Raw genomic sequence first — 24188 nt, 5'->3', positions numbered from 1 at the left:
ACTTCGATTATCGGTTATCGACTTTCTCCGGATACAGATCGTGGTTCATCAGACGGTATTGCGCCATTTCCTCGAATTTGGTGCCCGGACGGCCCCAGTTGCAGTACGGGTCGATCGAGATGCCGCCGCGCGGCGTGAATTTGCCCCACACCTCGATATAGCGCGGGTTCATGAGAGCGATTAGGTCGTTCATGATGATGTTCATGCAATCCTCATGGAAATCGCCATGGTTGCGGAAGCTGAACAGATACAGCTTAAGCGACTTGCTCTCCACCATTTTCACATCGGGAATATAAGAGATATAGATGGTGGCAAAATCCGGCTGTCCCGTAATCGGGCACAGGCTCGTAAACTCCGGACAGTTGAATTTCACCCAGTAATCGCGTCCGATATGCTTGTTATCGAACGATTCCAGCACCTCCGGGCTGTAGTTGAACAGGTAGGACGTGCCCTGATTGCCCAGATGGGTAACGCCGCCGCTTTGCAGCTCTTCTTTCGATCTTCCTGACATTTTCGCATACACTCCTTGAATTTGCTTCGTTCGGGGGTTACTCTTGTTCTAGTAGCTTACACCTTATTGCAGGCTCAATTCAACCCAAAGGGGATGACGCTCTTGTTAACCAGACCTTCAGCAGACGAATTCGGCGCACACTTCGGTACCTATATCGCGCTGCCAACGGACGGAGATTTGCTGGAGCAGCTTGAAGCCTCCCGCAGCCAGACGACCGCGATGTTCTCCGGACTGACGGACGAACAAGCCCTATTCCGGTACTCGCCGGGCAAATGGAGCATTAAAGAATTGCTCGGCCATATCGTCGACACGGAGCGCATCATGAGCTATCGGCTTCTCCGGGTTGCCCGCGGCGACCAAACGCCTTTACCGGGGTTTGATGAGAACGAATTTGTTTCTGGCGCTTCCTTCGACAGCGGCACGGTTGCCGAGCTGGTCGAGGAGTACAACGCTGTCCGCGGCGCGACGTTAGCGCTGCTTCGCGGTTTGACCCCGGAAGCGTTTCTTCGCAAAGGCACCGCAAGCAATACGGGCATTTCCGCCAGAGCGCTGGCGTACGTTATCGCCGGCCATGAGCTGCATCATGTGAATGTGGTGCGCGAGCGGTATTTGAATCGGTGAAAATAATCGAGAGAGGTGCATCGCATGCACCTCTCTCGATATTTTTGCCTTTGAAATTAGTAGCCTTCATTCGTGCCGCCGCTTACAATGGTCACGCTGGCGCTGGCGCCGATCCGCGTTGCGCCTGCGGCAATCAAGCCGCGGACCGCTTCCAGATCACGAACGCCGCCGGATGCCTTCACGCCCATCTCCGGTCCAACCGTTTGGCGCATAAGCGCAATGTCCTTTACGGTTGCGCCGCCCGGGCCAAAGCCTGTCGACGTCTTGACGAAATCGGCGCCGGCCCGCTTGCAGATTTGGCTGGCCGTTACTTTCTCCTCATCGGTGAGCAATCCCACCTCAAGAATGACTTTGCTGACGGCGCGTCCTTTGCACGCTTCCGCTACGCCGCGGACGTCGCGTTCCACATCGTCGAGACGGCCGGACTTCAATGCACCGACATTGAGCACCATATCGATTTCCGTTGCGCCATTCGCGATGGCATCGTTTGTTTCCGCTATTTTGACGGCCGAGCTTGAAGCGCCTAACGGGAAACCGATTACCGTCGTAACGCCGACCCCGGTACCGGCAAGCTGTTTCGCTGCTTCAACTACCCAATAAGGATTCACGCATACGGTTGCGAACTTATGCTGCTTCGCTTCTTCGCACAGCTTCGCGATTTGCGATGCCGTCGCATCCGGTTTCAACAAAGTATGGTCAAAATACGCAGCTAATGCTGCCCCTTGCAATTCGTTACCCATCCTTGATTCCTTCTCTCTGTCCGTTTAATTAATTACGCTCCAGCAAGTACTTTGCCGTAAACTGGTCCGTAATGAGCACGTTGGTATATCTGCCCCGAAGTGCGCCATAGATGCCGTCAACCTTGCGTATACCGCCTGCTACGAGGATCGATTTCTCTTTCTTTTTCAGATCGTCCAGATCGATGCCGATCGTCCGCTGATTCAGCTCCTGCGAGCAAATGACGCCGTCGATGTTGAAGTACCGCGAGCAAATGTCGCCCGCCCCCTTCTCGAAAATCATCTTCAGTTCGTCCTCGTTAAAATAATTCGCTTTGATCAGCACCGAATCTTCGGTCGGCGCGCCTACCGTCACGATGGCGATATTGGCTGCTTTGCCAAGCTCCAAGATGTTCTTGATGTGGCGGTCCGTCTCAATCGTCTTCTTCACGACCGGATGATCGAAGATCGCGGGAAGCGGAATGAAGTACGGCACGGTGTGGAACGCTTTGCCGAACAGATTCACGATCTCGTAAGCATAGGTATTCGTTTCGGAGTGGCTGACGCCGCCATTCAGTTGAACGACCTTGATGTCCTTCAAATGCCGGTCCTGCAGGTTAAGCGCCACCTCATACAGTGTCGTGCCCCAGGTCGTCGCAATGATATCGCCGTCCTTGACCACCGAGTCGATGTACTTCGCGGCTGCCGGGCCCAGATACTTCTTGACCACGCCATCCTCGTAGTGCGGCACGTTCACGATGACGACTTTCTTAAGCCCGAATTTGCGCTCGATCTGACTCGCCAGCAGATCATTGTTCTCCAGCGGGTCAATGATGCTTATAATGACATAGCCTTCTTCTTTGGCCTGTTGAATGAACCGGCTGACAGTCGGTCTGGAAACGCCGAGCCGTTTGGCTATCTCCTGCTGGCTGTAATCCAGCTGGTAGTACATTCGCACGGCGTCCAGCATTTTTCCCCTCTTATCGTCTCTTTCTTCATGCACTGGTTCTCCCACGCTCCTATCCGTAGCTGCCCCATCAGCGTTTGCCTGAATCAAATACCTCCCCTGCCGCTTTCGGCGCCTGCGATGTCTTCGAGAACAGCACGAGCGCGATCAGCGTCACCACATATGGGAACACTTTGAGAAAAATCGGCGGAATGGAAGCTAATTGCGGAATGACCTGCGACACGTTGGCCACCGTGCTGGCGAAGCCGAAGAACAGCGTTGCCGCAAGAATGCCGAGCGGCCGCCATTGGCCGAAGATCAGCGCCGCGAGAGCCAGAAAGCCCAAGCCGGAAACCGTACCCGTGAATTCGCCGGCGATCGTCACCAGATGGATGCCGCCGCCAAGTCCTGCGAAAGCGCCGGAGATCAACACGCCGATGTAACGCATTTTGCGGACGTTTACGCCTGCAGCTTCAGCCGCTTGCGGATATTCGCCGCAGGAGCGGAGGCGCAGTCCGAAGGCTGTTTTTCTCAAAATTAATGAACTGAGTAAGACAACGGCTAGGATGATCCAAGTCGTCCAATACGTTTTCGTAAACAACAGCGGGCCGATGACCGGAATATTCGCGAAACCCCATACGTCGAACGAAGGCAAGCCTCCCGGAAGCCTGATATTGCCGCTGCCTGTAATATTACGGGAAAGAAACACGGTTATCGCGCCAGCGATCATATTGATCGCGGTACCGCTGATGACCTGATTCGCGCTCAAGTGAATGCTTGCGAATGCGTGCAGCAGGGAAAAGACCGTGCCAGCCGCGATGGCAACCAGCAATCCGATCCAAATCGCCGCAACTTCATGCCCCGGCCATGCAGTCTGCAATTCGTACATCGTGTATGCCGCTGCGAAGGCCCCGATGACCATAAGCCCTTCCAAGCCGATATTGACAACGCCGCTCCGTTCGCTGAACAGTCCGCCTAGAGCGGTGATCAAGAGCGGAATCGTAAACATGATCGCATACGGGAAAATCTGTTGAATCGTCAGCCACATACGCTACACCTTCTCCTTTCCGCCAGCCGTTGCAGCCATCGTTGACCGGCGTTTGGACATGAATCTCGTGATGAGCCTGTCCATTAATACGCTCGTAGCAGCGAAATAGATAATGATCGCGATGATGGAGTCCGCGATTTCTGGCGGAATTTCCGTCATGGCATTCATGAAACCGCGGCCGGAGTAGAGCAGGCCGAAGAATAACGCGGAGACCAGGACGCCGAGTGGCGAGTTGGCGCCAAGCAGCGCAACCGCGATACCGTCATAGCCTTGCGAAGGCAATATGCCGATTTGAATGTTGTTGCCGTTACCTGCATATTGCGCCAAACCGGCTAGTCCGGCCAGCGCGCCGGAAATCAGCATCGACGTGATGATGCTGCGATTGACGCCGATGCCGGCATATTCGGCGGAATGACGATTGAAGCCGACCGCTTTGAGCTCGTAACCGAGCGTTGTTTTGTTAATGATGAACGCGATGACGATCACGACGATTACGGCGAGAAACAGCCCAAGGTTTACATAAGAGCCTCCGAACATATCCGAGAGAAACGGCGACCTTAGCGTAGCTTTATCAGCTAGGGACCGAGACTCCGTCTCGATCTGCTCTGCCTTCAAGTATGCCGGAACCGCGTAGTAAATCGTCCAATAGGCGATCCAGTTCATCATAATGGTCGATACGACCTCATGAACGTTGAATCTCGCCTTCAGCAGCCCCGGGATAAATGCCCACACCGCGCCGCCGGCTATGGCAGCCAGGATCATCAGAAGCAGCAGAAGCGGTCTGGCCGTGTCGATATTAAGCCCGACTACGGTTGCGCAGAAACCGCCGAATAGCATCTGGCCCGCCGCGCCGATATTGAACAGACCCGTACGGAACGCGAATGCGACCGATAGACCCGTAAAGATCAGCGGAGTGCCCGTCGCCAGCGTATCGCCGAAGCGTGACGCGTTTTTCAGTCCGCCCTGAAAAAGGTACCTGTACCCCTCTATAGGATCGTGTCCCGTCACCGCCATCAGAATGGCGCCCCCAATCAGGCCGAACAGCACCGCGCATAAGGAAATGATGAGATTCCTCATTGGTCTCCCCCTATTTTGACGCCGGCCATCATGGCTCCGATGTCATTTTCATTCGTCTCCGACGCCTTCACGACGCCGATCAGTTCGCCGTTGTTGAGTACCGCGATGCGGTCGGACACATTCAGCACTTCGTCCAGCTCAAGCGAGATAAGCAGTACGGCCTTGCCCCGGTCCCGGTGAGCGATCAGCCGCTTATGGATGTACTCGATGGATCCGACGTCGAGGCCCCGCGTAGGCTGAACCGCAATCAAGAGACCCGGATCGAGCTCGATCTCGCGCCCGATAATCGCCTTTTGCTGGTTACCGCCGGAGAGCGACCGCGATACGGACAACGGGCCTTTGCCCGAACGGACGTCAAAGCTTTCCAGAATGCCGCTTGCGTATTTGCGGATCGCGCCTTTGTCCAGAATGCCGCGTTTGGAGAATGGCTTGCGGTTATACACCTGCAGGATCATGTTCTCCTCCAGCGTGTAATCCAGCACCAGCCCGCGCTTCTGCCTGTCCTCCGGAATATGCGCGATGCCTTTATGAATACGGCCGCGTATCGATTCCCGCGTAATGTCATGCCCGTCCAGCATAATTCTTCCGCTCTCTGCCTTCCGAAGACCTGTAATCGCTTCCACAAGCTCTGTTTGGCCGTTGCCCTCGACGCCCGCTATGCCGACGATTTCGCCTGCGCGGACTTCGAGATTGAAGTCCTTGAGCCCCGGCACGTTTTTATTATTATTCACAGTCAACCCTTCCAGCTTTAAGATCACATCGCCGGGACGGCTTTCTTCTTTTTCGACTTTAAACGTTACGTTGCGGCCAACCATCATTTCGGCCATTTTCAGTTCGCTTGTTGTCGCAACGTCAACCGTACCGATCGTTTTGCCGCGGCGAATGACCGTGCAGCGGTTGGCGACGGCTTTAATTTCCTTCAGCTTATGAGTGATAAGAATGATGGACTTGCCTTCGGCAACCAAGCTCAGCATGATTTTGCCTAATTCCTCAATCTCCTGCGGCGTCAGCACGGCCGACGGCTCATCGAGAATGAGCACCTCCGCATCCCGGTACAGCATTTTCAATATTTCCACGCGCTGCTGCATCCCGACCGAAATATCCTCGATCTTCGCATGCGGATCGACATTCAACCCGTAGCGCTTCGAGAGCTCTTCGATTCTGCGGGCAGCTTCTTTAATGTTTAGCACGAAGCCCTTCTTCAGCTCGTTGCCTAGAATGATGTTCTCCGTAACGGTAAAATTGCTGACCAGCTTAAAATGCTGGTGTACCATGCCGATGCCAAGCTTATTCGCTACGTTGGGGTTAGCGATTTTGACCTGCTCGCCGTGAACCTTGATCGTGCCGCGGTCAGGCTGATACATCCCGAAGAGGATGCTCATCAGCGTCGATTTGCCGGCTCCGTTCTCGCCGAGCAGCGCATGGATTTCGCCCTTGCGCAGCTGGAGCGTAATATCGTCGTTAGCTACGACCCCGGGAAACTCCTTGCGAATATTAAGCATTTCCACTACAAATTCCATACGATACGGGCTCCTTTACCAAAATGATCGTAGGGTATTAACCAAAAAGAGACGGAGCGTCCCGTCTCTTCTTGGATTTAAGGCTATGGCGAAAAGGTTAGGGCTACTTGATCAGGTCGCCTTTTTCCGCTGCAACCTTGATCTCGCCGCTCTTCAGCTTCGCCGTAACGTCAGCCACTTTCGTCACTGTATCTTCGCTGAGGTTCGGGTTTTCGGCCGGCAAGCCTACGCCATCATTCTTGATGTCGAACGTCAACGTTTGGCCGCCCGGGAACTTGCCGTCTTGCTCAGCTTTCATCATGTCAAAGGATGCTGCGTCGACTTTCTTCATTGCGGAAGTGATGATGACCGATTTGTCGCCTTCGTATACGCCGTCTTTGTATTGGTCACCGTCTACGCCGACGATCCAAACTTCTTTGCCCGCTTTAGCGCGTGCTTTCGCTTCGTTGATCGCGCCTACGCCTACGCCGCCTGCCGCAGTGAAGATGACCTTCACGCCGCGGTCGTACATTTGAGCCGCCAGCTGGCCGCCTGCAGCTACGTTGTCGAAGCTGCCTTGGTAAACGACGTTTTCCTTTTTAATCGAAATCTTCGTGCCAAGGTTGTCGTTTGCGTATTTCACGCCTTGCTGGAAGCCCCAGTTAAACTTCTGAACCGCCGGAATTTCCATGCCGCCGATGAAGCCCGCTTCGCCTTCTTTCAATTGAAGCGCCGTTGCAACGCCGGCGATGAAGCCGGACTCATGCTCCGCGAAGAAGATCGAAACCGTGTTCTCCTTCACAACCGGCGTGAAGTCTTTAGCCGTATGCGGAGTACCGTCGATAATAACGAACTTCGCGTCTTTATATTTATCTTGCGCCGCAAAGATCGCCGTTTCGAACTTAAAGCCTGGAGCAACGATCACTTTGAAGCCTGCGTCATACAGGTTGCCGATTTCCTTCAGGTAGTCGGCTTCCGTCGTGCCGGCCGGCTTTAGGTACTTGGACTCGACGCCCAGTTCTTTCGTCGCACGCTGCAGACCTTCCCAAGTGCCTTGGTTGAAAGATTTGTCGTCGATCGTGCCGGAGTCCGTAACCATCCCCGCTTTGAAAGAAGTTCCTTTCGTGCCCTCATTCGTGCCGGCGTTCCCGCCTGCGTTGTTATTCTTGCTGCCGCAGCCGACAACCAGAACGAACGCCAGCATACAAATCAGGATCGTGACTAGACTTTTTTTCATTTTTTTCTACTCCTCATTTCCATATGTAGTTTGTTGCTAACCCCGGTTTGAACATTTGTAAAAAACCTTTTTTAGCATTTGTTTGCCCTGTTTCAAATATACGGTGATTTAGCCTTTTTGTAAACTATTTTTATGCAGCAATTTCCGTTTTTCTTCCTCGTTATGTCAGGTTATATAACGCCGGTTTCACATCTATATTTGCACACGTATAGCATTCCCAAAGCGGATAAAATCTTCCATTCATTTTTCATGAAATTAGGACGAATGCCCCTCCTCATTGATTGTCCGACAAAATAATGGAAAATTCAACCTTTTTCCTTTTCTGTATCACACAATCGAAGCGGTTCGGTTCAAGCAACTTCCTCTTGTCCAATCTCGCTATTGGCATTAGACTAAGCTGTGTCTTCATAGGGAGGTTTGACCCGGATGAAATCCGTATCGAAATTATTGGTTGTTTATACGCTGAACCAATCGCTTCATTGGTTCATTATCGGCTTGATTTTGCCGGTATCCAGTTTGTTCATGATGGAGAAGGGATTCAATTTGCAGCAGATCGGGCTCATCTTCGCGGCCTCATCCGCAACCGTGCTGCTGCTCGAGCTGCCGACGGGCGGTTTATCGGATGCGCTGGGGCGAAAGAGAGTGTACCTCATCTCCCTTCTCTTTATGCTCGGAGCCGTGCTGCTCGTCATGATCTCGTGGAACATGGCCAGCTTGATGATCGGTTACTTGCTGTTCGGTACGGCAAGGGCGCTGTCTTCCGGCTCGATCGATGCGTGGTTCGTGGACGAATTCAACCGGCTGGAGCCGGGCGGCGACCTTAGCAGCAAGCTTGCGAAAGCGAGTATTTTCATCCCGCTTGCCATGGGCGTCAGCGCTCTGGCCGGAGGTTTGCTGCCCGATGTGCTCGGCCGGTTCGCATCGAACTTAGGCGCAGGCATATACTCGATCAACTTCGTCGCAATGGCGGCGATGATCGTGGTGCAATATGGCCTTACTTCCAAGCTGGTCGTAGAGAAGGTCCATGCAAGCAGATCCGCCGACGCGCTAGATGGCTTCCGTCGGCTTCCCCAGCTTGTGTCCGACGCCGTGCAGTACGGCTTTAAGCAGCTTGCCGTATTGCTCCTTCTCATGGCGGCACTCGCTTGGGGCTTTGCCTTCTCGGGTCTTGAAACGTACTGGCAGCCGCAGGTAAAGAGCATGCTAGGCCCTGATTCGGCCACCTGGCAGTTCGGCTTGCTGACTGCGGGCTATTTTGTATCCGCCTCTGCAGGAGGCCTGCTGTTCACGCCTTTGTCCAGGTTGCTTCGGGTGCAGGCTTCAACGCTGCTGTTCGGCATGCGCTCGGCTCTAGGCATCCTGTTCTTGATTCTGGCTGCCCAACAAGGTGTTGCCGGCTTCACCGTTTTTTATTTCGTCTTGTTCATGAGCAACGGCATGGCAAGCGCGCCGGACACCGCTTTGTTCAATCAGCAGTTGAACGAAAGCAACCGCTCCACGATGCAGTCGCTTAATTCGCTGTTCCTGCAGCTAGGCGGCTTGCTCGGCTCCTTCATACACGGCTTTATCGCGCAGTACGTGTCGATTTCGGCTTCGTGGTGCGTGGCGGGCGGTGTCCTGATCGCCTCGGCCTTCCTCTATCTCATGGTCCGCGAGAACGCGAAGAACCCTATCCAGGCAGCCGGATAGGGCTCTTTTTTTTCGTTGATTTGACCGTTCCACTCCATAGCCGATAAAATCCATGACAGGTAAGCAAAAAACGCCGCATCTTTGTTTGAGCCCGTTGTGAAGTCAACTGTCCAGAGCCGATTTTTTCATTGCCACTGATTCGCTCAAGGTGGAATATAACGAACCCATTAGTGCTTATTTGGCCAAAATCGCCGTTTCGGAGGCGCTAACGAACCTGAGGAGGCTTATTCCAACTAAGATGCGTCTAATTTCCCCGATATCAGCAAAATAACGTCACTGGAGTTCGTTGGCCCGCGTCTTAACCGATTTTCCCTTAAAATAAGCACGATGAGGTTCGTTATTCTGAATTACCCGATCAGCCTTCAGCCTGCGATGGGCAATCGCCGCGGGCATATGACCAACACGCGCATAGACTGATTCCGGATGCGAGCAAGGATAGTTACCTACAACCACTTCAAGGAGTGATGCTCCATGTTCATGCAAAGTCCGGGTCATCAAAGTCCGGGCCATCAAAGTCCAGGCCAGGGGCAGATGGGCATGACGCTGGCACAAAAAGCGATGTATTTGACGGGGCGCCCTGCCGGCATCGCGCTTCGTACGGGCCAAGGCGTCTCCGGCGTGATCTGCGGCGTGCAGGGCGGTGTCGTATATGTGATGCAATATATGTATGCCCAACAGTTTGCTACCTTCCAGTATCCGATCAACCAAATCTACGATATCATGCCATTCCCTCCTTGCCGATAAAAAAAGTCCCCGTACAAACCTGCAGCCATCGCAGTCTGTACGGGGACTTCGTTTCCTACCATCAGCTTATCTTAGCAAGCGAATCGGCGAGCAGCTGCGCGAAGAACTTCGCCCCGTCCTTCTTCAGATGGACGCCGTCTTTGCCGAAGAAGTCATCCTGGCCCTTGCTGGCCGCGTACCAATCGATTAACGATAGACCCGGCGTGCGGTCTACTTTTTCGGCGAGCATGTCATTGACGACATCCTGCCATTTGCGCGGAACGCGCGTATTTACAAGAATGACTTTATGCCCGCTTCCAATAGCGGTCAGCAGTCCGTTCAGCTGCTTCTCGGAGAAGGAACCGTTCGTCCCCAGCTCGATAATCACGGTTTGGCCAAGCTTGTTCTGACGTTTAAGCTCAAGCGCCACATCGTCGGCTTCGGACATTTGACGTCCCACCTTGCCGTCAACGACGATTCCCTTTACAAGCTCCTCCAAATAAGGCTTCGCATCCAAAATAATCGAGTCGCCAATTACCGTCACGCTCCCGGGAGCCGGCGGCTTGGCCTCGTTCGGCTTCGTCGCGCCGGTACCGCTGCCTTTCGAATCCGAACCGTCGCTAGCCCCGTTGCCGTCAGGCTTTACAGCACCGCCAGGATCTGCACCGTCTGGCGCTGTCCCGCTAGATTCCGTATCGTCAGGCTTCCCCGCATCAGAATTTGACCCACCGGGTTTTACGCCATCAGGATCTGCCCCGCTCGAGTTCGCCCCTCCAGAACTTGTTCCGCCAGAATCTGCTCCGTCAGGCGCCGTTCCCTCATGCCCCTCACCGCCAGAGTCAGATTCGCCCTGCTTTTCCTCGCCACTTCCCTTGCCGGACACTTCCCCATCAGATTCCGCCCCAATAGGCGACTTCGCTGAATCCACTTCCAAGTGATCTGCAGCGTCATGACCAACAGTGACTTCACCGACGGTCTCATCGACCACGGCTTGTCCAACCAACGCTTGTTTGGCTGCCTTGCCTTCAATCGCGTACAGCTGCGACGAGCACGATACGCTGACCACCATCAGCATGCTCAGCGACATCAGCAGCAGAGCCCGGTTTTCGCGCATCGGATGCCGGCCCCTGTTGAAACGCCCAAGATACTTCTTCACTCCGCCCGCGAGCCTTCCAAGCGCACCCTGACGGATCGGCTCCTCGATGAAGCGCCACGACAGCTCGGCCAGCACAATGGTCGCCGCGACTTGAACCAATGCCCGGATAAGGTGAAACTCGCCCGCTTCCGCCGCTTGCGTCGTCAGCGCAATAACCGGGTAATGATATAAATAGATGCCGTAAGACCGTACGCCAATCCATCGCAGCGGCCCGCATCCGATCACGCGCGAAATCCGGCTTGCCGGATGCGCCAACGAAGCCACTACAGCCGCTGTCGCAACCGACAGCGCCATCATGCCGCCGCGGTATAGGCCGCTGTCATACTCGCCTGCGGTAACGATCATGTACAAGACGACCGCCATCCCGCCGAAGCCTGTAATGTCGAGCACGATCTTCGTTCTGCGAGATGCCATTTCGGACAGCTTCCAGCTCGGCCAGATTGCGGCCAGCGCAGCGCCGATCAACAGCGCGAACGCCCGCGTATCCGTTCCATAATAGACGCGGCTCGGATCAAGCCCCGGCTCATAGAGCACGGCCATCAAACCGGCCGAAACGCCGGCCAAGACCAGAATCGCAAGCGCCAGCTTGCCGCGCTGCGGCAACCACCGCACCAGCAAAGCCAGAGCAAGCGGCCATACCAAATAAAACTGTTCCTCAACGGCAAGCGACCACAAATGGCCTAGCGGCGACGGCGGCCCGAAGCTTTCGAAATACGACACCTCGTGAAAGATCAGCCGCCAATTACTCGTATAGAGAAGGGCCGAGCCGATCTCGCCCCTCAGCCCCATTAGCCGCGCCGGATCGGTCATCAGCAGCCAGACCGTAACGAATCCAAGCATGAGCACCATCGCCGGCAGCAGCCGCCTTGCCCGTCGAATCCAGAAATCGCTTAGGTTCAAACGTCTCGTTTTGCTTTGTTGTTTCAGCAATATATCGGTAATCAAGTAGCCGGATAGGACAAAAAATATGCCGACACCTAACAGCCCGCCCGGCAACCAAGATAAATTGAGATGATATGCGATAACCGCAATAACGGCGATCGCCCGCAGACCATCCAGTCCAGGCATATAACGTCCGCTGTTTCCGATTGGTTTTGGCATAATAGCATTACTCCTTCTGGCTTTAGGGGCCCTGTCCCCACTTGCTGACTAAATTGGCCTGTCTCAAGGCTACATCGTTGATTATAAAACCGCGACGAATCGATATCGTTACAGAAGAGTTACATTTCGGTTTTAAATCCGGAATCATGGGATCGGCAGCCTCATTCAACCAAAACGAATGACATCCAGTACCGCCCTCTCCGCCCATCTCCTGAAATAAAAACGCCCGTCTCCTTGCAGGAGATGAGCGATTACAGGCTGCATTGGATTGCAGTAAAGGAAAATCTAGTTCTACCGTTAATTCTATCGAAATTCAAACCGCTTTTAAACTAGGTGCGAAACAAAATTTTCATCGTTTATGTACAAAAGAAAACACTCCTTTTCAGGAGTGACTGAGTGTCGAGAAAGTCCGATAGGCCTGTCTATTCTCTTGACAGCGAACCTGTAGGCTCTAACGGACATGGATGTCCGTTAGAGCCCTGAAATGATCAATTTCAGTTTATAACGGTCATAAATGACCGTTATAGCTATTTTTATAGGAAAAAATCCTATTTTTCGAATCTAACGGACATTTGTGACCGTTAGATTCGGTTTTTTCGCTTCTATAACGTTTAACGGACATAGATGCCCATTAGATGGTTCCGGTTAGCCCCTCGAGATTTTCTCGACAGCCTGACACTCCTTCTCAGGAGTGTTTCCGATATGTATTATCCGAAATAATTCGCCAGTCCCCGGGCAATCGCCGCCGCCGCCTTCTTCTGGTAGGCCGACCCGCGAACGATCGATTCATCCTTGCGATTGGACAGAAAAGCCAGCTCCACGAGTGTTGCGACGGTATCATTCTCCCGCAGCACGTGAAGATCGCCGAAAGAGACGCCGTGGCTGGGCAGCCCGCCAGCCCCCGCCAGCTCGGCTTCCACCGCTTGGGCGAGCGGCCGGTCCTTCTTCTCCGAGTAGTAGAAAGTGAGCGATCCTGTGTTCTGCCTCTCCGACGAGTTGAAGTGGATGCTCACGAATGCATCCGCATTCGCCGACTCGCTGACCCGAACGCGCTCGGACAGTTCAGGCTTTCTGTCGGTCGTCCGCGTCATAAGAACGGTCGCGCCGAGCCTTTGAAGCTCCTGTTTTAAATAAATGGCGGTGCTGAGCGTAAGGTCCTTCTCTTCCGTCTCATACGTCGTGCCGATCATGCCGGGATCATTGCCGCCATGTCCCGCGTCGACGACGATCACTTTGCCCCGCAGCCCTTTGCCGGCATGCTTCGGCTGCGCAGCGCCTTTGCCTACGTAAGCCTTGGCTACCCAGCCCGTTTGTTTCGCGGAGGTGCGGATTTTGAGCCAGTCGCTCTGACTGCCCGTGATTGAGATTTGCTCCCCTTGCGAGAGAGAACCGATGATCTTATAGCTCGTTCCCGGACCGGAGCGTATCCGCAAGGAGTCGGCCAGCACCGTCGCCGTTGAGCCGGGGCTTGTGCTGACTTTGCCGCTTGAGGGCGGCGAACTGACCGTCGGATTGGATGCTTGGCCTTTACCGTCCAGCTTGCGGAGCAGGTAGCCTGCCACCCAGCCGGATAATTTATTCCGTTTCACCCGCACCCAGCCGTCGCTTTCCTCATCCGTCACGGTTACGATATCGCCATTGCGCAGCTGGCCGACTATCGAGGCTTGCAAGGATGGTTCGCTGCGCACGTTCAACGCAGCCGTGCTTACTTTCGCTTGATAGGGAAAAGAGGATGTTGCCGAGGCCATCGAAAGGCCGAGACTGCCGAGCAGAAGCGTCATAACGATAACTAGGCTGACATATCTACGCATAGAATCTCCTTTCAGTGGATAAAAAAGGTAGACTCTTATTATATCAGCAGTTGCTAGATTAGGGGATACCTATTTTTACAAAATATGAGCTTCTGTCGGATGAAGTCGATGCCTGATTCGATTTCCCTATCCCTTGGGAATATCCAGGCCAAGCTCCGCCGCTCTGGCAAGAGCCTCCGGTGAAAACTTGTTTTTGCCGTACTTCTCCCCGAACTCCTCCGCCGTAAGCGGAATCCAGCGAAAATCCCGGTTCTGGTAGATCCAAACCTTCTTGCCCCAATCCACGTGAATCGTGCGGCTATTCACTTTTTTCACCACGCCGATCTCCGTAATGACGTTGGTGTTGTTGAACGTTTTGACGCATAGCTTATTCAGCATCTGGCTCATAAATTTCCTCCTTTGGGCATTCATAGCGTTGTCCTCATTATACCCGTTATTTAGGCACAATAGCTTAAAGGATAGGGCTGACTATCGCAAAAAAAGGCGTCTCCAAAGAAGCGCCCCTCATCCAAGCCGTTTAATCCTTATAAGGGTCAAACTCATCCGCGCCTGCCATGCAGACGCCGATCGGCTTCAACACGTGGAGCACATCGATCGTCTCGCTGTGCGCGTCGAGTACATCCTGCAGCTTGCGGTAAACGAACGGGCTCTCGTCGGTGCCCGCTCCGCGGAGCTCGACGCCGTACGCCGCCACGGCATGCTTCATCTGCTCCGGCGTAATTTGGCCGCCGCTGCGGGAGCGCGTGCGCCAGTTCATTTTGCCGGCGGCCTGCGTCCGGCTCATGATTCGGCCCGCACCGTGCACCGTACTATAGCACGCATCGCGATTCTCGGCGGTATCCTTCCCCCTCACAATGACGGAGATATCGCCCATGCTCCCGCCGATGAAGCCGAGCTGCCCAGGCGCGGAAGGCGTCGCGCCTTTGCGGACGACGACCGTCTCCTTGCCGCCATGCTGCTCCTTCCATGCGTAGTTATGGTGGTTGTGCACCTCCATCTCCGGCTCCGCTCCGAGTATGGCCAGCACCTGCTTCATGACGTAATCGCGGCCGGCGTAGGCGTAGCGGCCGGCAAGCCGCATCGCGCGGTAGTACATGACGCCAAGCTCGCTGTCCATCTCTAGCAGCACCGGCGGCTGATCCATCTTTTCCCCCGGTGCATGGCCGAGAAAGCCGCGGCCTGCGGCCAAATTAAGAAATCCGCTCGCCGTCTTATGCCCGAATCCTCTGCTGCCAAAATGATTCGCCACCCATAGTCGGCCCGTCGCAGGCTCCTCGAACAGATCCACAAAGTGATTCCCGCTCCCCACCGTGCCCAGCTGATCTCGCGCAAGCGCCAGCAGCTTGTCGTGCTCCTGCTTTCCGACAGCCCGATAAACCGCCCAATCGGGATCGTCAAACAGCTCATGATCGACCCGCTCCTCGTTCACCCGCCCGACGCCGAACGAAACCCGGCGCGATATCGCATTCATAATCCCCGCGATATCGCGCTTCACATCCACTGCCATCAAGCCCGTACGAACCGCTTTATTCCCGCAGCCAATGTCATAGCCGACCCCCGAAGGCGAAATTTGCCCGTCGTACACGACAACGCCGCCGATCGGCTGGCTGTAGCCTTTATGGTGATCCGCCATCAACAGCGTCCGCATGACCCGTCCGGTTTCCGCGCAGGTCCGCGCCTGCGATACGGCCCCGTCATCCGGCGTCCCCCACACGCGAACCCCGCCAATTGTTGCATATGCCATTATTCGTTTCACCCTCCCCAAGCTTCTTTGATTGCCATTCGAAACAGCCGATCCAATTGCTCATCCTGCGTGCTCGGCGCGTTCGGTACGGACGGCGCCTCATGCTCCAGTTCTGCCAGCTGCTTCTCCACAAACGCGTTAATGATCGTGATTTGCGGCTCGTAATCCAGCTCATCGCCTGCGATTTTGCGCGCCAGCAGCTCTTCCACGACGTCCCGTAGTTCCTCTTGATCCGGCAGCATGGCATCTGCTAACTCCTGAAAGGCCATCGGCGGCATCGTATTGCTGGCACGAATCCACAAACAGGCCAGAATCGGACGCAGCACATAAAAATATTTCTTGATCCTCACCTGCTCGCCTTGCAGATACATCCGATAGTTGCCCCGCGCCATATGCAAGTAGTGGTAGAGGCAGGACCGCGGCGAGAACGTCAGCGGCGACAATGCACGGATCCGCTCCGCAGCGCCAGTTGCTTCCCAATACGGAATCGGCGACTGCAGCCATTCCAGCAGCGGCGGATTCGATTTGCGAAACAGATTCAAAGCTTTGCGGATATCCCAGCCGCTTAGATCCAGCCGATCGTTGATCGGCCGCTCGATCACGTCCCGCCGGTCGAAGATCGATAAATACCACTCCGCCGGCCTTACATAGAGGAAACGCACATCGTAATCGCTGTCCTTCGACGGAAAGCCCCATGCCCGGCTGCCGGATTCGCAGGCGTAGAGAATGCGGACCTGCTCTTCCTCTTCAATGCGCCGAAGCTGTTCTTGTATTTGTTCAGTCGTATACATGATCGTCATCGTACCAAGCTCCTTTATCCCGTTGATCCCATTATGGCCGCTTCCGCCTCCCGCGAACACGGCAAAAGTATGGCGACGGCAGAGAAACATTGCCATTTTCCGGCGCTTCCAGCCCTGTTACAATGAAACTATCTGATTGTTCGTGATGAAGAGGAGGCTCCCCCGTGGCTAGAGAGAGCTTTGATAAAGAAATCCAGTTTCTGCGCATGCTCGTCCTTACGAGCGGCGCCTATAACCGCCAGCAATTCGCCGAGCGGCTCGGCATCTCCGTACATACGTTTGATAAAACCATCCGCAGGCTGAAGGAGATCGCTGCCGCCACGCAGCAGCAGACCTCCGAGGAGCAAAGCAAGGAATTTGCCGATGCGGTCCGTTACAGCTATTACGATTCCGCCGACCCGAGGCTGCTGTTCCTGTTCCGGGCCAAATCGCTCAAGGACTCCGAGAGCCAGCGCCTGGCGCTTCTGCTGGCCGCCATGCACGAGAAGCCGCAGACGGCGCTGGAGCTGCTCGACCTATGCTGCAGCGGTCCAACTGCCGATGCCGCCTTATTTCCGGATGAGAAAACGATTCGCTCGGACCTCAAATATTTGGAGGAAGTCGGCGTCGTCAAGCGCGAGCCCGGCGCGCGCCCTTACCGGTACCGCATCCAGAACGACCTCGTGCGCGGCTTGAATGACGACGAGCTGCTCGATCTGCTGCATTTCGTCGATGTGATGGCCAATACGCAGGTGCCGTCGGTTCAGGGCTACCTGCTGCGCGATCAATTGAAGAGGTCCGTCCGGCGCCAAACCGAAGCGAACGCGGATGAAGATAGCGCAGCAGCCGGGTTGTCCTTCCTGTATAAGTACCATTATTACTCCCGTATTTTGGATGAGGCGCATCTCTTCACGCTGCTCGCCGCGATCCGGAATCGCAGCAAAGTCACCTTCGTTTATTTTTCGCCGAAAACCGAGCAAAGCTATGCGTCCAAAAACACCAACCCGTTGTTTGAGCGGGACTCGGGCGGCAAACCGCAAACGGCGCTGCCGATCAAGGTGATCTACGATCATCAATACGGCCGCTGGTATATGCTCGCCAACAACAGCCGAGAAGGAATCCGAAAATACCGGCTGGAGGGCATGACGCAGCTGGCCGAGGGCGAATCGGTGCCGGAAGAGCTGTTTGTCGAGAAGCGGCAGGAGCTGGAGCAGCGCATCAAGCACAGCTGGCTGATCGATACGGGCGGGGCGGTGAAGGTGCGGGCAAGATTTTTCAACCCGGGCGATCAGTCGCCGAACTTCGTCCGGGAACGCGTGCTGCTGCAGGGACAGTGGGGCGAAATCGTGGAGGAGGAGGCGGACAGCTTCATCTACGAGATCATCGTCAACGGCACGACCGAGATCCGGCCATGGCTGCGCAGCTTCGGTTCCAGCTGCGAGGTGCTCGCCCCAAGACAGCTTCGCGAGGAAATGATTGCGGAATGGAAGGAGATCGCCGCGTACTATGAATCCGTTTGAAAAGATTTTTAACTACCAGGTCATCTCAAGGCTGGAGAATTCCGGCACGTTCATGGTAACCTCCCATGAGCGCTCCTGGCTCAAGCTGATGCTGCGGCATCCGGCGGCAGCGGCCGCTTTCTCAGCCGAGACGCTTACGAAGCTGCACGGCATTCTAGGCGAGGAGCAGTCGCTGGAGCTTGAGCTGGAGGAGCATTTCGTGGAGAAAGCGCGCAGTCTGGAGAAGCAAGTTTATCATCCGTTGCTTCGCAGCTTAAGCCGCGCCATTATAGGCGGCAGCGGCCTTACCCTGTCTTACAAGATCAAGAACGATAGAGTCCATGAGAGGCAGCTCGGCGTACCCTACAAGATGGAGTATTCCATGGTGAAGCGGGAGTGGTATCTGCTATGGTACAACCTCAGGCACCGTTCCTTCATGAGAACGAAGCTCGCGAATATTTCGCTAGCCGAACCTGCAGACCTGGCTCCCGAACGAATCAAGCAAGCGATCGCCTTCATCCGCGGGCAGCTCGACAAGCGCAAGGAATATGCGGTCATCGAGGTGATGCCTGCTTATAACCGCGAGCTGTCGCGTATCCTCTACGCGTTCTCCTGTTTCGATAAGACCGTCGATTACGATGAGGACAACGGCGTATATAAAGTCAATTTAGGTTACCTTAGCGACGAAAGCGAGTACGTCCTGTCCAAAATTCGCTTTTTGGGCAAACGCGTACGCGTTGCGGAGAGCGATTATTTGCGCAAGCGCATGCTGGAATCGTCCGGCAAAGCGTTAGCGAGGTACGGCGTGCTGTTGCCGGATCAAGACGAGCAAGCATCCTCCTAACACGCCTCTATATAAAAAGGCCGGTGAGCAGCGGCACGCATGCAGCGTCCCGGCTCACCGGCCTTTTTTCTAATCAACGGAAATATCGATATACTCCGTTACCCTGCCCTTCAGAATATCAATGAGCTCCTCGTCCATAAACTGGTAATCATCGGGAATATCCAGACAAATGAGCCGTTTCCCCGCAAGTTCTCCCCGAAACTTTTCATTGAGCCTCCGAACATGCTTCTTTTCCATCGCAAATACGACGTCTGCCCAACCGATATGGCCGCTCGTAACTTTCACTCTTGCGGCGTCTTCCGTTCCCGCCGATCTGACCTGATAGCCGGACGCGTGCTCGAACACCTTCTCTGCCGTTAGGCCGCGCCACTTATTGCGGCTGCACACGAATAATAGTTTAATGCTCCATCCCTCTCTCAGTTCAGCGCTTTCTCCCAACCATAACGACAAAATTGTAATACTTATACACACAGTCCACATCCGCAAAACTCGCTTGTTCCAGCCAGTCCAGCTGCGTCTGCAAGCCGGCCATCCGGTCCAGCTTGGTGCGCTCGTATGCAGCCGCGATTTCCGCTGCCGACAATCCGCTGGCCTCCACTTTCCGCTTCCAGTCCGTTTTGTAGAGGGCATCCACATACGGCGTATGGCCCAGCACCTGATCCGCATTGATAAAGACGCCGCCCGGCTTTAAATTAGCGTAGCTCGCCTTGTACAACACCCGCTTATCCTCATCCGAGAGATGGTGGATGGAAAGGCCGGACACGATCAGATCGAACGAACATTCCGCTGCGAATTTTGTATAATCTTCACAACGGTACGTGACGCCCGGAACATCCTTGAACCGCTTTCTTGCAATGTCCAGCATATTGTCGGACAGGTCTATGAGCGTTAGTTTCGCCTGCGGATAACGCTGCAGCAGGAAGGAAGAAAGCAACCCCGTCCCGGCACCCAAATCCAGAATGGACGGGGCCTCGGTCTCCGTTTCAGCCAGAGCGGCGGCTATGCCGTAGAAGTCATCAAAGCAGGGAATCAGCTTCCGCCGCTGGCCGTCATACACGGCTGCAGTCTCATTGAACGAGTTGCGGACGTCCCGCGCGTTTTTATCCACGATTAACCATCCCCCTTGCTCATCATGCTGCCCGAATCGACATCTACTCCCATTATAATCCGCTGAATAAAAGCCTTGAAATATCCTGTGCCTATGAGCTCCATTCCTTTTGCCTATACTGACGCCATGCTATAGCCGCGGATCAACCTCTTTCTCTTTGGCCGTCTCGTATAGCAAATTGGCTGCTGCCGCTCCGTAGGCCTGATGATCCGGCGTAATTTCCGCAAATTTGATAGCAAGCATCTGCTGGCCAAGCTTATACTCATTTGCCGAGGTGCGCAGCTTCTGAGCAATGTTTTTCTGCTTCATCAGCTTCTTGTATTTGTACGGAAACCGGTAGTCGTACCCGTAGATGATGGAGAGGTAGCTGCCGTTTCGAACCTTCATATACGGGATGCCGCCTCTCTCGTAGACCTCGGGCTTGATGACGACACCTTCCATATGATTCTCCACGGTCAGCTTGGCAAAGAACGCTTCAGCCTCCTCATAGCTGGCGGGATCGTTCAAATCGATCTTAAGAAAAGCATCGTCGGACAGAAAACGGAACATCTCCGACGCTTCCCATTCCGGCAGCATTTCATCTCCGTTCTCATAAACCACTTTCAGCAGCGCAAACGGTTTATACGCAAGCTCTGCATCCTCCGCGTAAAGCTCAAGCTGTTTCTTGTAGATGCGGTAGGCATCCACATGCTCGGCTAACGGCGCGTACGACTCCAAAATTTCGTTCATATACTTGAAGTTCTGGTAAATCCGATCGCCGTATTTCTCGCTTAGAGCCGACTTTGCCATCGTATGCTGATCCTTGCGGAATCCGCTCTCCGCGTATGCCTCACGCATGTTGCCGAATGCTTCTTCAAACCCGTTCTGCTGGAGAAAGGCAAGCTCGGTTTCCAGCGCTCTCCCGATCGGCTTGAATTGCTTCTCGATCAATCCTTCGCCCAACGCTTTCCATGGCAGCAATTCACCGTCCAAAATCAGCATTTCGGCATGATGCGCCTTCATGTAATCGCCAAACTTGCTCAACAGCTGCTGATAGATCCCCGTCAAATCAACCTGGCCCGGATTGATTTTGTAGCCCCTTCGGCTGACCGCGAAGCACTGGCTGATGTCGCGATGAAGATACACATTGCACCTTGAACCCATGTATTTTGGCTGCAGGACAACCTCGTTCAACCCGCGATCCGCAAAATAGTCCAACCCTTTACGCAGCGACTCCAGTTCATTTCGCGCTTCGTCTTTGTTCGCCGGAGACATCGTACCCGAAATGAAGTTCACCTTGTTGCGCGATACATAACGAAGTCTGCGCGTTTCATCCTCTCCGAGATCCTGCAGCGATACCTGTTTCTCTTCCTGGAATAAAACGGGCAGCTCTTCGATCAGGACGGGCGGCTGGGATTTATGCGATTTATAAAAGGGCTTGAAGGAAATCATGACCGAGGTTAAGCCGTTTCCATGCACGCTTCCGGTATCGATATGAACCTTGTTCTTAATCCGAAAGGCCCGCTTTGCCGCGATATGTCCAAATACATGGAAAGGCTGGTTGCTTACCGCCTCCTCGGCCAGGAAAGCAAGTTGCGGCTCGAGCGGAGCGCTGCGATCGATTCGGAAATTGCGTTGGCGGCGAACCGAATTGCGGTCCAGCTTCCCGATATACTTGTTGCGGCAAGGCGCATGCGTCACGTAGAAGGACGAGCCCGATGTTCCGTTGAATCGGAAGAACGGCTTGGAGAGCGCGACCAACTCGGTGAATTTCGAACGCAGTCCATCGTCGCCGCGAAGCGCCTCGGCAGAATCAAAGTACGTATGGAGAAGTTCATCATCCACGCCTTGAATGTCGCCCTGCAAATACTTATCGACGAAATTTTCGTGATTGCCTAAGACGAACAGGAAGTTCTCCCGATTGCGATAAAGGAACTCGATCGTTTCCTTGGTCCGCTTCCCTTTATCGATCCAGTCCCCCGCCAAAATAATCTTCGTCCGCTGCACGCGCTCCGTGACGGTCAGCTTATCTTCTTCAAGCCCATAGCCGTAACCGCGCAGCAAACCTCGCAGCTCATCGACAGACTCATGAACGTCGCCAACGATCACGTATTTCTGATCCGCGGGCAGCATCGACGCTTGATAGTCGGCCAAATTTTCGATGACAACCCGATAGTCCGGATTCGCTTTCCTTTCCGTGACCGAATAGAAATCCTTTGCCTTTATCCGGTGAATGTTGTCATACCCTTCCCGCGACAATGCGCCCAGAACGTCTTTTTTCAGCCGGTTGATATGGGAGGTAATCAGCTTCTTGGACCGGTCCGAAGCATAATAGTCTTCGCGGTTGCGGTAATCAAAGAGAATGACCTCGAGGTTATAGTTGTTCTCGAAGGCGATCTCCCTGACCCGCTTGCGGAAATCCTCCGCAAGTCCGGTCGTATCGACAATGACAAACTCCGCATTGATCGGATAGGAAGTGACCATTCGCAGCTTCTCGAACAACAAGTGAAACGCCTGCCCGCTTGCTTCAAGCATCACGTTATCGTACTTATCGTAAGCATAGCCAAGCACTTCCTGGCGAAGGTTGTCGGAAGAAATATACTGCACATTGGAGCGGCTGTTCGTCACCGCATCGGAGAATTTGAGCTGAGGCATCAGCACTTCCGCAGCAAAAGTCGTTTTACCGCATTCCGTTGAACCGATTAACATAAATATCGTGTGGATTTTCGTGACCAGCTCCATGCTTAAGCCCCCCTCCTTTGCACAATGGCACCTTGGGTCGTCTGAACCCCATCAACGCCATCGCCTACGGCAATATATTGAACATCCAATGGCTCTTCTTCAATCACGGCACGGAACCATCGCTGAAACGCATTCGAGCCCATTTCCCATTTGTGGTCGTCATGACGAAAGCCGCTTAGCTCGTAATAAACGTTGAAATCGGCATTCGGCGTCGTAATGATAAGCCGGTCAAAGGCGATATTACGGCATATTTGCCGAATTAATCGGGCTGCCTCTTCCTCCGGCATATGCTCGATCACTTCGGTCAGAATGACATCCACCGCTTCGCCATTGTAGGCATCCAGAAAGTGATCGACGGAGCCGAACAGCGCAATGTTTTCTACCTGCTTCGTCTCCGCTTTACGCTTAACAACCTCGAGCGATTCCTCGTTCAGGTCGATCGCGTAGTAGCTGTGCTCCAGCTTTCCCGCAAACGGAAGGGCATAATAACCCTCTCCGCAGCCGATATCGACAATGGCTTTATTAAAGCGCAATGCATTGCCGATGTAGCTGCGTCTCTGAAACGCGGTCCCTCCGAAATCGAAACGAATGTCATACCGGCTTGTGCTTTCCGCCTCAACCTTATATTTATTAAACCGTTCCCGGGAAGACAGGAAGTTCCGGACGAACAAGCTGCGGATATAGAACGGCGCATCGATCACATTGAGACTCTTCATGTATTTATCCAGGATGCTGTCCGAAATATCGATATACTCCTCGCCGAACATCGAAAGGAATAAGCAAAGCACGCATACCACATGCAGCAGCTCGTAGATGCTTCGGCTTGTCGTGATCGACAGGGAATAGCTTTTATAAGCAAGGTGCTCGGTTTGAAACGAATAGTCTTTCAAATGCTTTTGAAAAAACTCAATGTACCTCATCATCTCGATATGGATCATATTGATGTAAAACGTGTGCCGGCAGCCTTCCGTGTCCAGCTCGTTTTGAGCTTTAAGAGGCGCGGAAAAAAATTCGTTGATCACATTTAGCGGGAGAATCGGCGTATTGTACCGGGACACATTCAAATACTCGAAAGACTCGCTTTCATGCTGCTTGAACGAAATCTCATTGTCCGCGTCTTTGAAATAGACGTTAAACGTTTGTTCGTCCCCATACCAGCCGTACGCCATGCCTTTGCGTATGGCCCGAAGCAGCATGCCGGTCTCCGGATTTTTTTTGATGAGGAATGAAAACCTCGGATTGGTGGACGTCAGCTGTACGATAGCCACATTCATCTTCCCCTTAATCGTTCATTTGTTGTCTTCATCATGACAAAAGAGAAGCGAACTGAACATGGCGTAAGTATGGCGACGTCCCCC

General features: G+C 54.0%; 21 protein-coding genes. 5 read left to right on the top strand and 16 right to left on the bottom strand.

The features are described from left to right. Positions 1 to 7: 7 nt before the first annotated feature. Positions 8 to 511: a preQ(1) synthase gene (gene queF / locus DL346_RS16245; protein WP_112883212.1), complete on the bottom strand. Its 504-nt coding sequence runs from the start codon at positions 509 to 511 to the stop codon at positions 8 to 10. A 102-nt stretch (positions 512 to 613) separates the two neighbouring features. Between queF and DL346_RS16240 the strand changes: the two genes are divergently transcribed. After that, positions 614 to 1132: a DinB family protein gene (locus DL346_RS16240; protein ID WP_112883211.1), complete on the top strand. Its 519-nt coding sequence runs from the start codon at positions 614 to 616 to the stop codon at positions 1130 to 1132. Positions 1133 to 1188: 56 nt separating this feature from the next. Here the strand turns inward: DL346_RS16240 and deoC are convergent, their stop codons facing one another. The 6 genes from deoC to DL346_RS16210 form a co-directional block, all read right to left on the bottom strand. After that, a complete protein-coding gene (gene deoC / locus DL346_RS16235) occupies positions 1189 to 1872 on the bottom strand; it encodes a deoxyribose-phosphate aldolase (protein ID WP_112883210.1) in 684 nt (227 codons plus the stop codon). Positions 1873 to 1900: 28 nt separating this feature from the next. Next, positions 1901 to 2818, bottom strand: a complete 918-nt coding sequence (locus tag DL346_RS16230; RefSeq protein ID WP_112883209.1) for a sugar-binding transcriptional regulator — start codon at positions 2816 to 2818, stop codon at positions 1901 to 1903. Positions 2819 to 2885: 67 nt separating this feature from the next. Continuing rightward, positions 2886 to 3842, bottom strand: coding sequence for an ABC transporter permease (locus tag DL346_RS16225; RefSeq protein WP_112883208.1), 957 nt, complete (start codon positions 3840 to 3842; stop codon positions 2886 to 2888). A gap of 3 nt (positions 3843 to 3845) precedes the next feature. Beyond that, entirely contained in the window at positions 3846 to 4919 is a 1074-nt protein-coding gene (locus DL346_RS16220) for an ABC transporter permease (RefSeq protein WP_112883207.1), read from the bottom strand. Continuing rightward, entirely contained in the window at positions 4916 to 6439 is a 1524-nt protein-coding gene (locus DL346_RS16215; RefSeq protein WP_112883206.1) for an ABC transporter ATP-binding protein, read from the bottom strand. Before DL346_RS16215 ends, DL346_RS16220 begins: the two co-directional genes overlap by 4 nt. A 103-nt stretch (positions 6440 to 6542) precedes the next feature. Then, complete coding sequence (locus tag DL346_RS16210; RefSeq protein WP_112883205.1) at positions 6543 to 7655, bottom strand: BMP family lipoprotein; 1113 nt, start codon at positions 7653 to 7655, stop codon at positions 6543 to 6545. A gap of 426 nt (positions 7656 to 8081) precedes the next feature. Between DL346_RS16210 and DL346_RS16205 the strand changes: the two genes are divergently transcribed. Continuing rightward, positions 8082 to 9344, top strand: coding sequence for an MFS transporter (locus tag DL346_RS16205; protein WP_112883204.1), 1263 nt, complete (start codon positions 8082 to 8084; stop codon positions 9342 to 9344). Positions 9345 to 9815: 471 nt separating this feature from the next. Next, entirely contained in the window at positions 9816 to 10088 is a 273-nt protein-coding gene (locus DL346_RS16200; RefSeq protein WP_240633232.1) for a hypothetical protein, read from the top strand. 61 nt (positions 10089 to 10149) lie between these two features. Here DL346_RS16200 and DL346_RS16195 read toward each other — a convergent pair whose 3' ends face one another. From DL346_RS16195 to DL346_RS16175, 5 genes are all read right to left on the bottom strand, one after another. Next, positions 10150 to 12324, bottom strand: a complete 2175-nt coding sequence (locus tag DL346_RS16195; RefSeq protein ID WP_112883203.1) for an acyltransferase family protein — start codon at positions 12322 to 12324, stop codon at positions 10150 to 10152. Positions 12325 to 13031: 707 nt separating this feature from the next. Then, a complete protein-coding gene (locus DL346_RS16190; RefSeq protein WP_112883202.1) occupies positions 13032 to 14135 on the bottom strand; it encodes an N-acetylmuramoyl-L-alanine amidase family protein in 1104 nt (367 codons plus the stop codon). Positions 14136 to 14261: 126 nt separating this feature from the next. Next, a complete protein-coding gene (locus DL346_RS16185) occupies positions 14262 to 14522 on the bottom strand; it encodes a hypothetical protein (RefSeq protein WP_112883201.1) in 261 nt (86 codons plus the stop codon). A gap of 130 nt (positions 14523 to 14652) precedes the next feature. Beyond that, the gene (locus tag DL346_RS16180; RefSeq protein ID WP_112883200.1) at positions 14653 to 15879 is read right to left on the bottom strand and encodes an RtcB family protein; all 1227 of its coding nucleotides are present in this window, start codon (positions 15877 to 15879) and stop codon (positions 14653 to 14655) included. 8 nt (positions 15880 to 15887) lie between these two features. Then, positions 15888 to 16679: a nucleotidyltransferase domain-containing protein gene (locus DL346_RS16175; protein WP_240633231.1), complete on the bottom strand. Its 792-nt coding sequence runs from the start codon at positions 16677 to 16679 to the stop codon at positions 15888 to 15890. A gap of 164 nt (positions 16680 to 16843) precedes the next feature. Here DL346_RS16175 and DL346_RS16170 point away from each other — a divergent pair, with 164 nt between their 5' ends. Further along, positions 16844 to 18178, top strand: a complete 1335-nt coding sequence (locus DL346_RS16170; protein WP_112883199.1) for a WYL domain-containing protein — start codon at positions 16844 to 16846, stop codon at positions 18176 to 18178. After that, complete coding sequence (locus tag DL346_RS16165) at positions 18165 to 19001, top strand: WYL domain-containing protein (RefSeq protein ID WP_112883198.1); 837 nt, start codon at positions 18165 to 18167, stop codon at positions 18999 to 19001. The genes DL346_RS16170 and DL346_RS16165 overlap by 14 nt, the downstream gene beginning before the upstream one ends. 69 nt (positions 19002 to 19070) lie before the next feature. Here DL346_RS16165 and DL346_RS16160 read toward each other — a convergent pair whose 3' ends face one another. From DL346_RS16160 to DL346_RS16145, 4 genes are all read right to left on the bottom strand, one after another. Continuing rightward, positions 19071 to 19403 carry a low molecular weight protein tyrosine phosphatase family protein gene (locus DL346_RS16160; RefSeq protein WP_112883977.1) on the bottom strand — a complete coding sequence of 111 codons (333 nt, stop codon included), beginning with the start codon at positions 19401 to 19403 and terminating at the stop codon, positions 19071 to 19073. Between the two features lie 19 nt (positions 19404 to 19422). Then, positions 19423 to 20109, bottom strand: a complete 687-nt coding sequence (locus DL346_RS16155) for a class I SAM-dependent methyltransferase (protein WP_112883197.1) — start codon at positions 20107 to 20109, stop codon at positions 19423 to 19425. A gap of 129 nt (positions 20110 to 20238) precedes the next feature. After that, the gene (locus tag DL346_RS16150; RefSeq protein ID WP_112883196.1) at positions 20239 to 22830 is read right to left on the bottom strand and encodes a metallophosphoesterase; all 2592 of its coding nucleotides are present in this window, start codon (positions 22828 to 22830) and stop codon (positions 20239 to 20241) included. Between the two features lie 2 nt (positions 22831 to 22832). After that, on the bottom strand, positions 22833 to 24098 hold the full coding sequence (locus DL346_RS16145; protein WP_112883195.1) for a class I SAM-dependent methyltransferase: 1266 nt from the start codon (positions 24096 to 24098) through the stop codon (positions 22833 to 22835). Between the last annotated feature and the right edge of the window lie 90 nt (positions 24099 to 24188).

Origin of the sequence: Paenibacillus montanisoli, from assembly GCF_003268025.1 — a bacterium.
Lineage (GTDB): Bacteria > Bacillota > Bacilli > Paenibacillales > Paenibacillaceae > Paenibacillus_Z > Paenibacillus_Z montanisoli.
The sequence above is the reverse complement of the archived record's forward strand: the minus strand, read 5'-3'. Positions and strand labels throughout refer to the sequence as shown.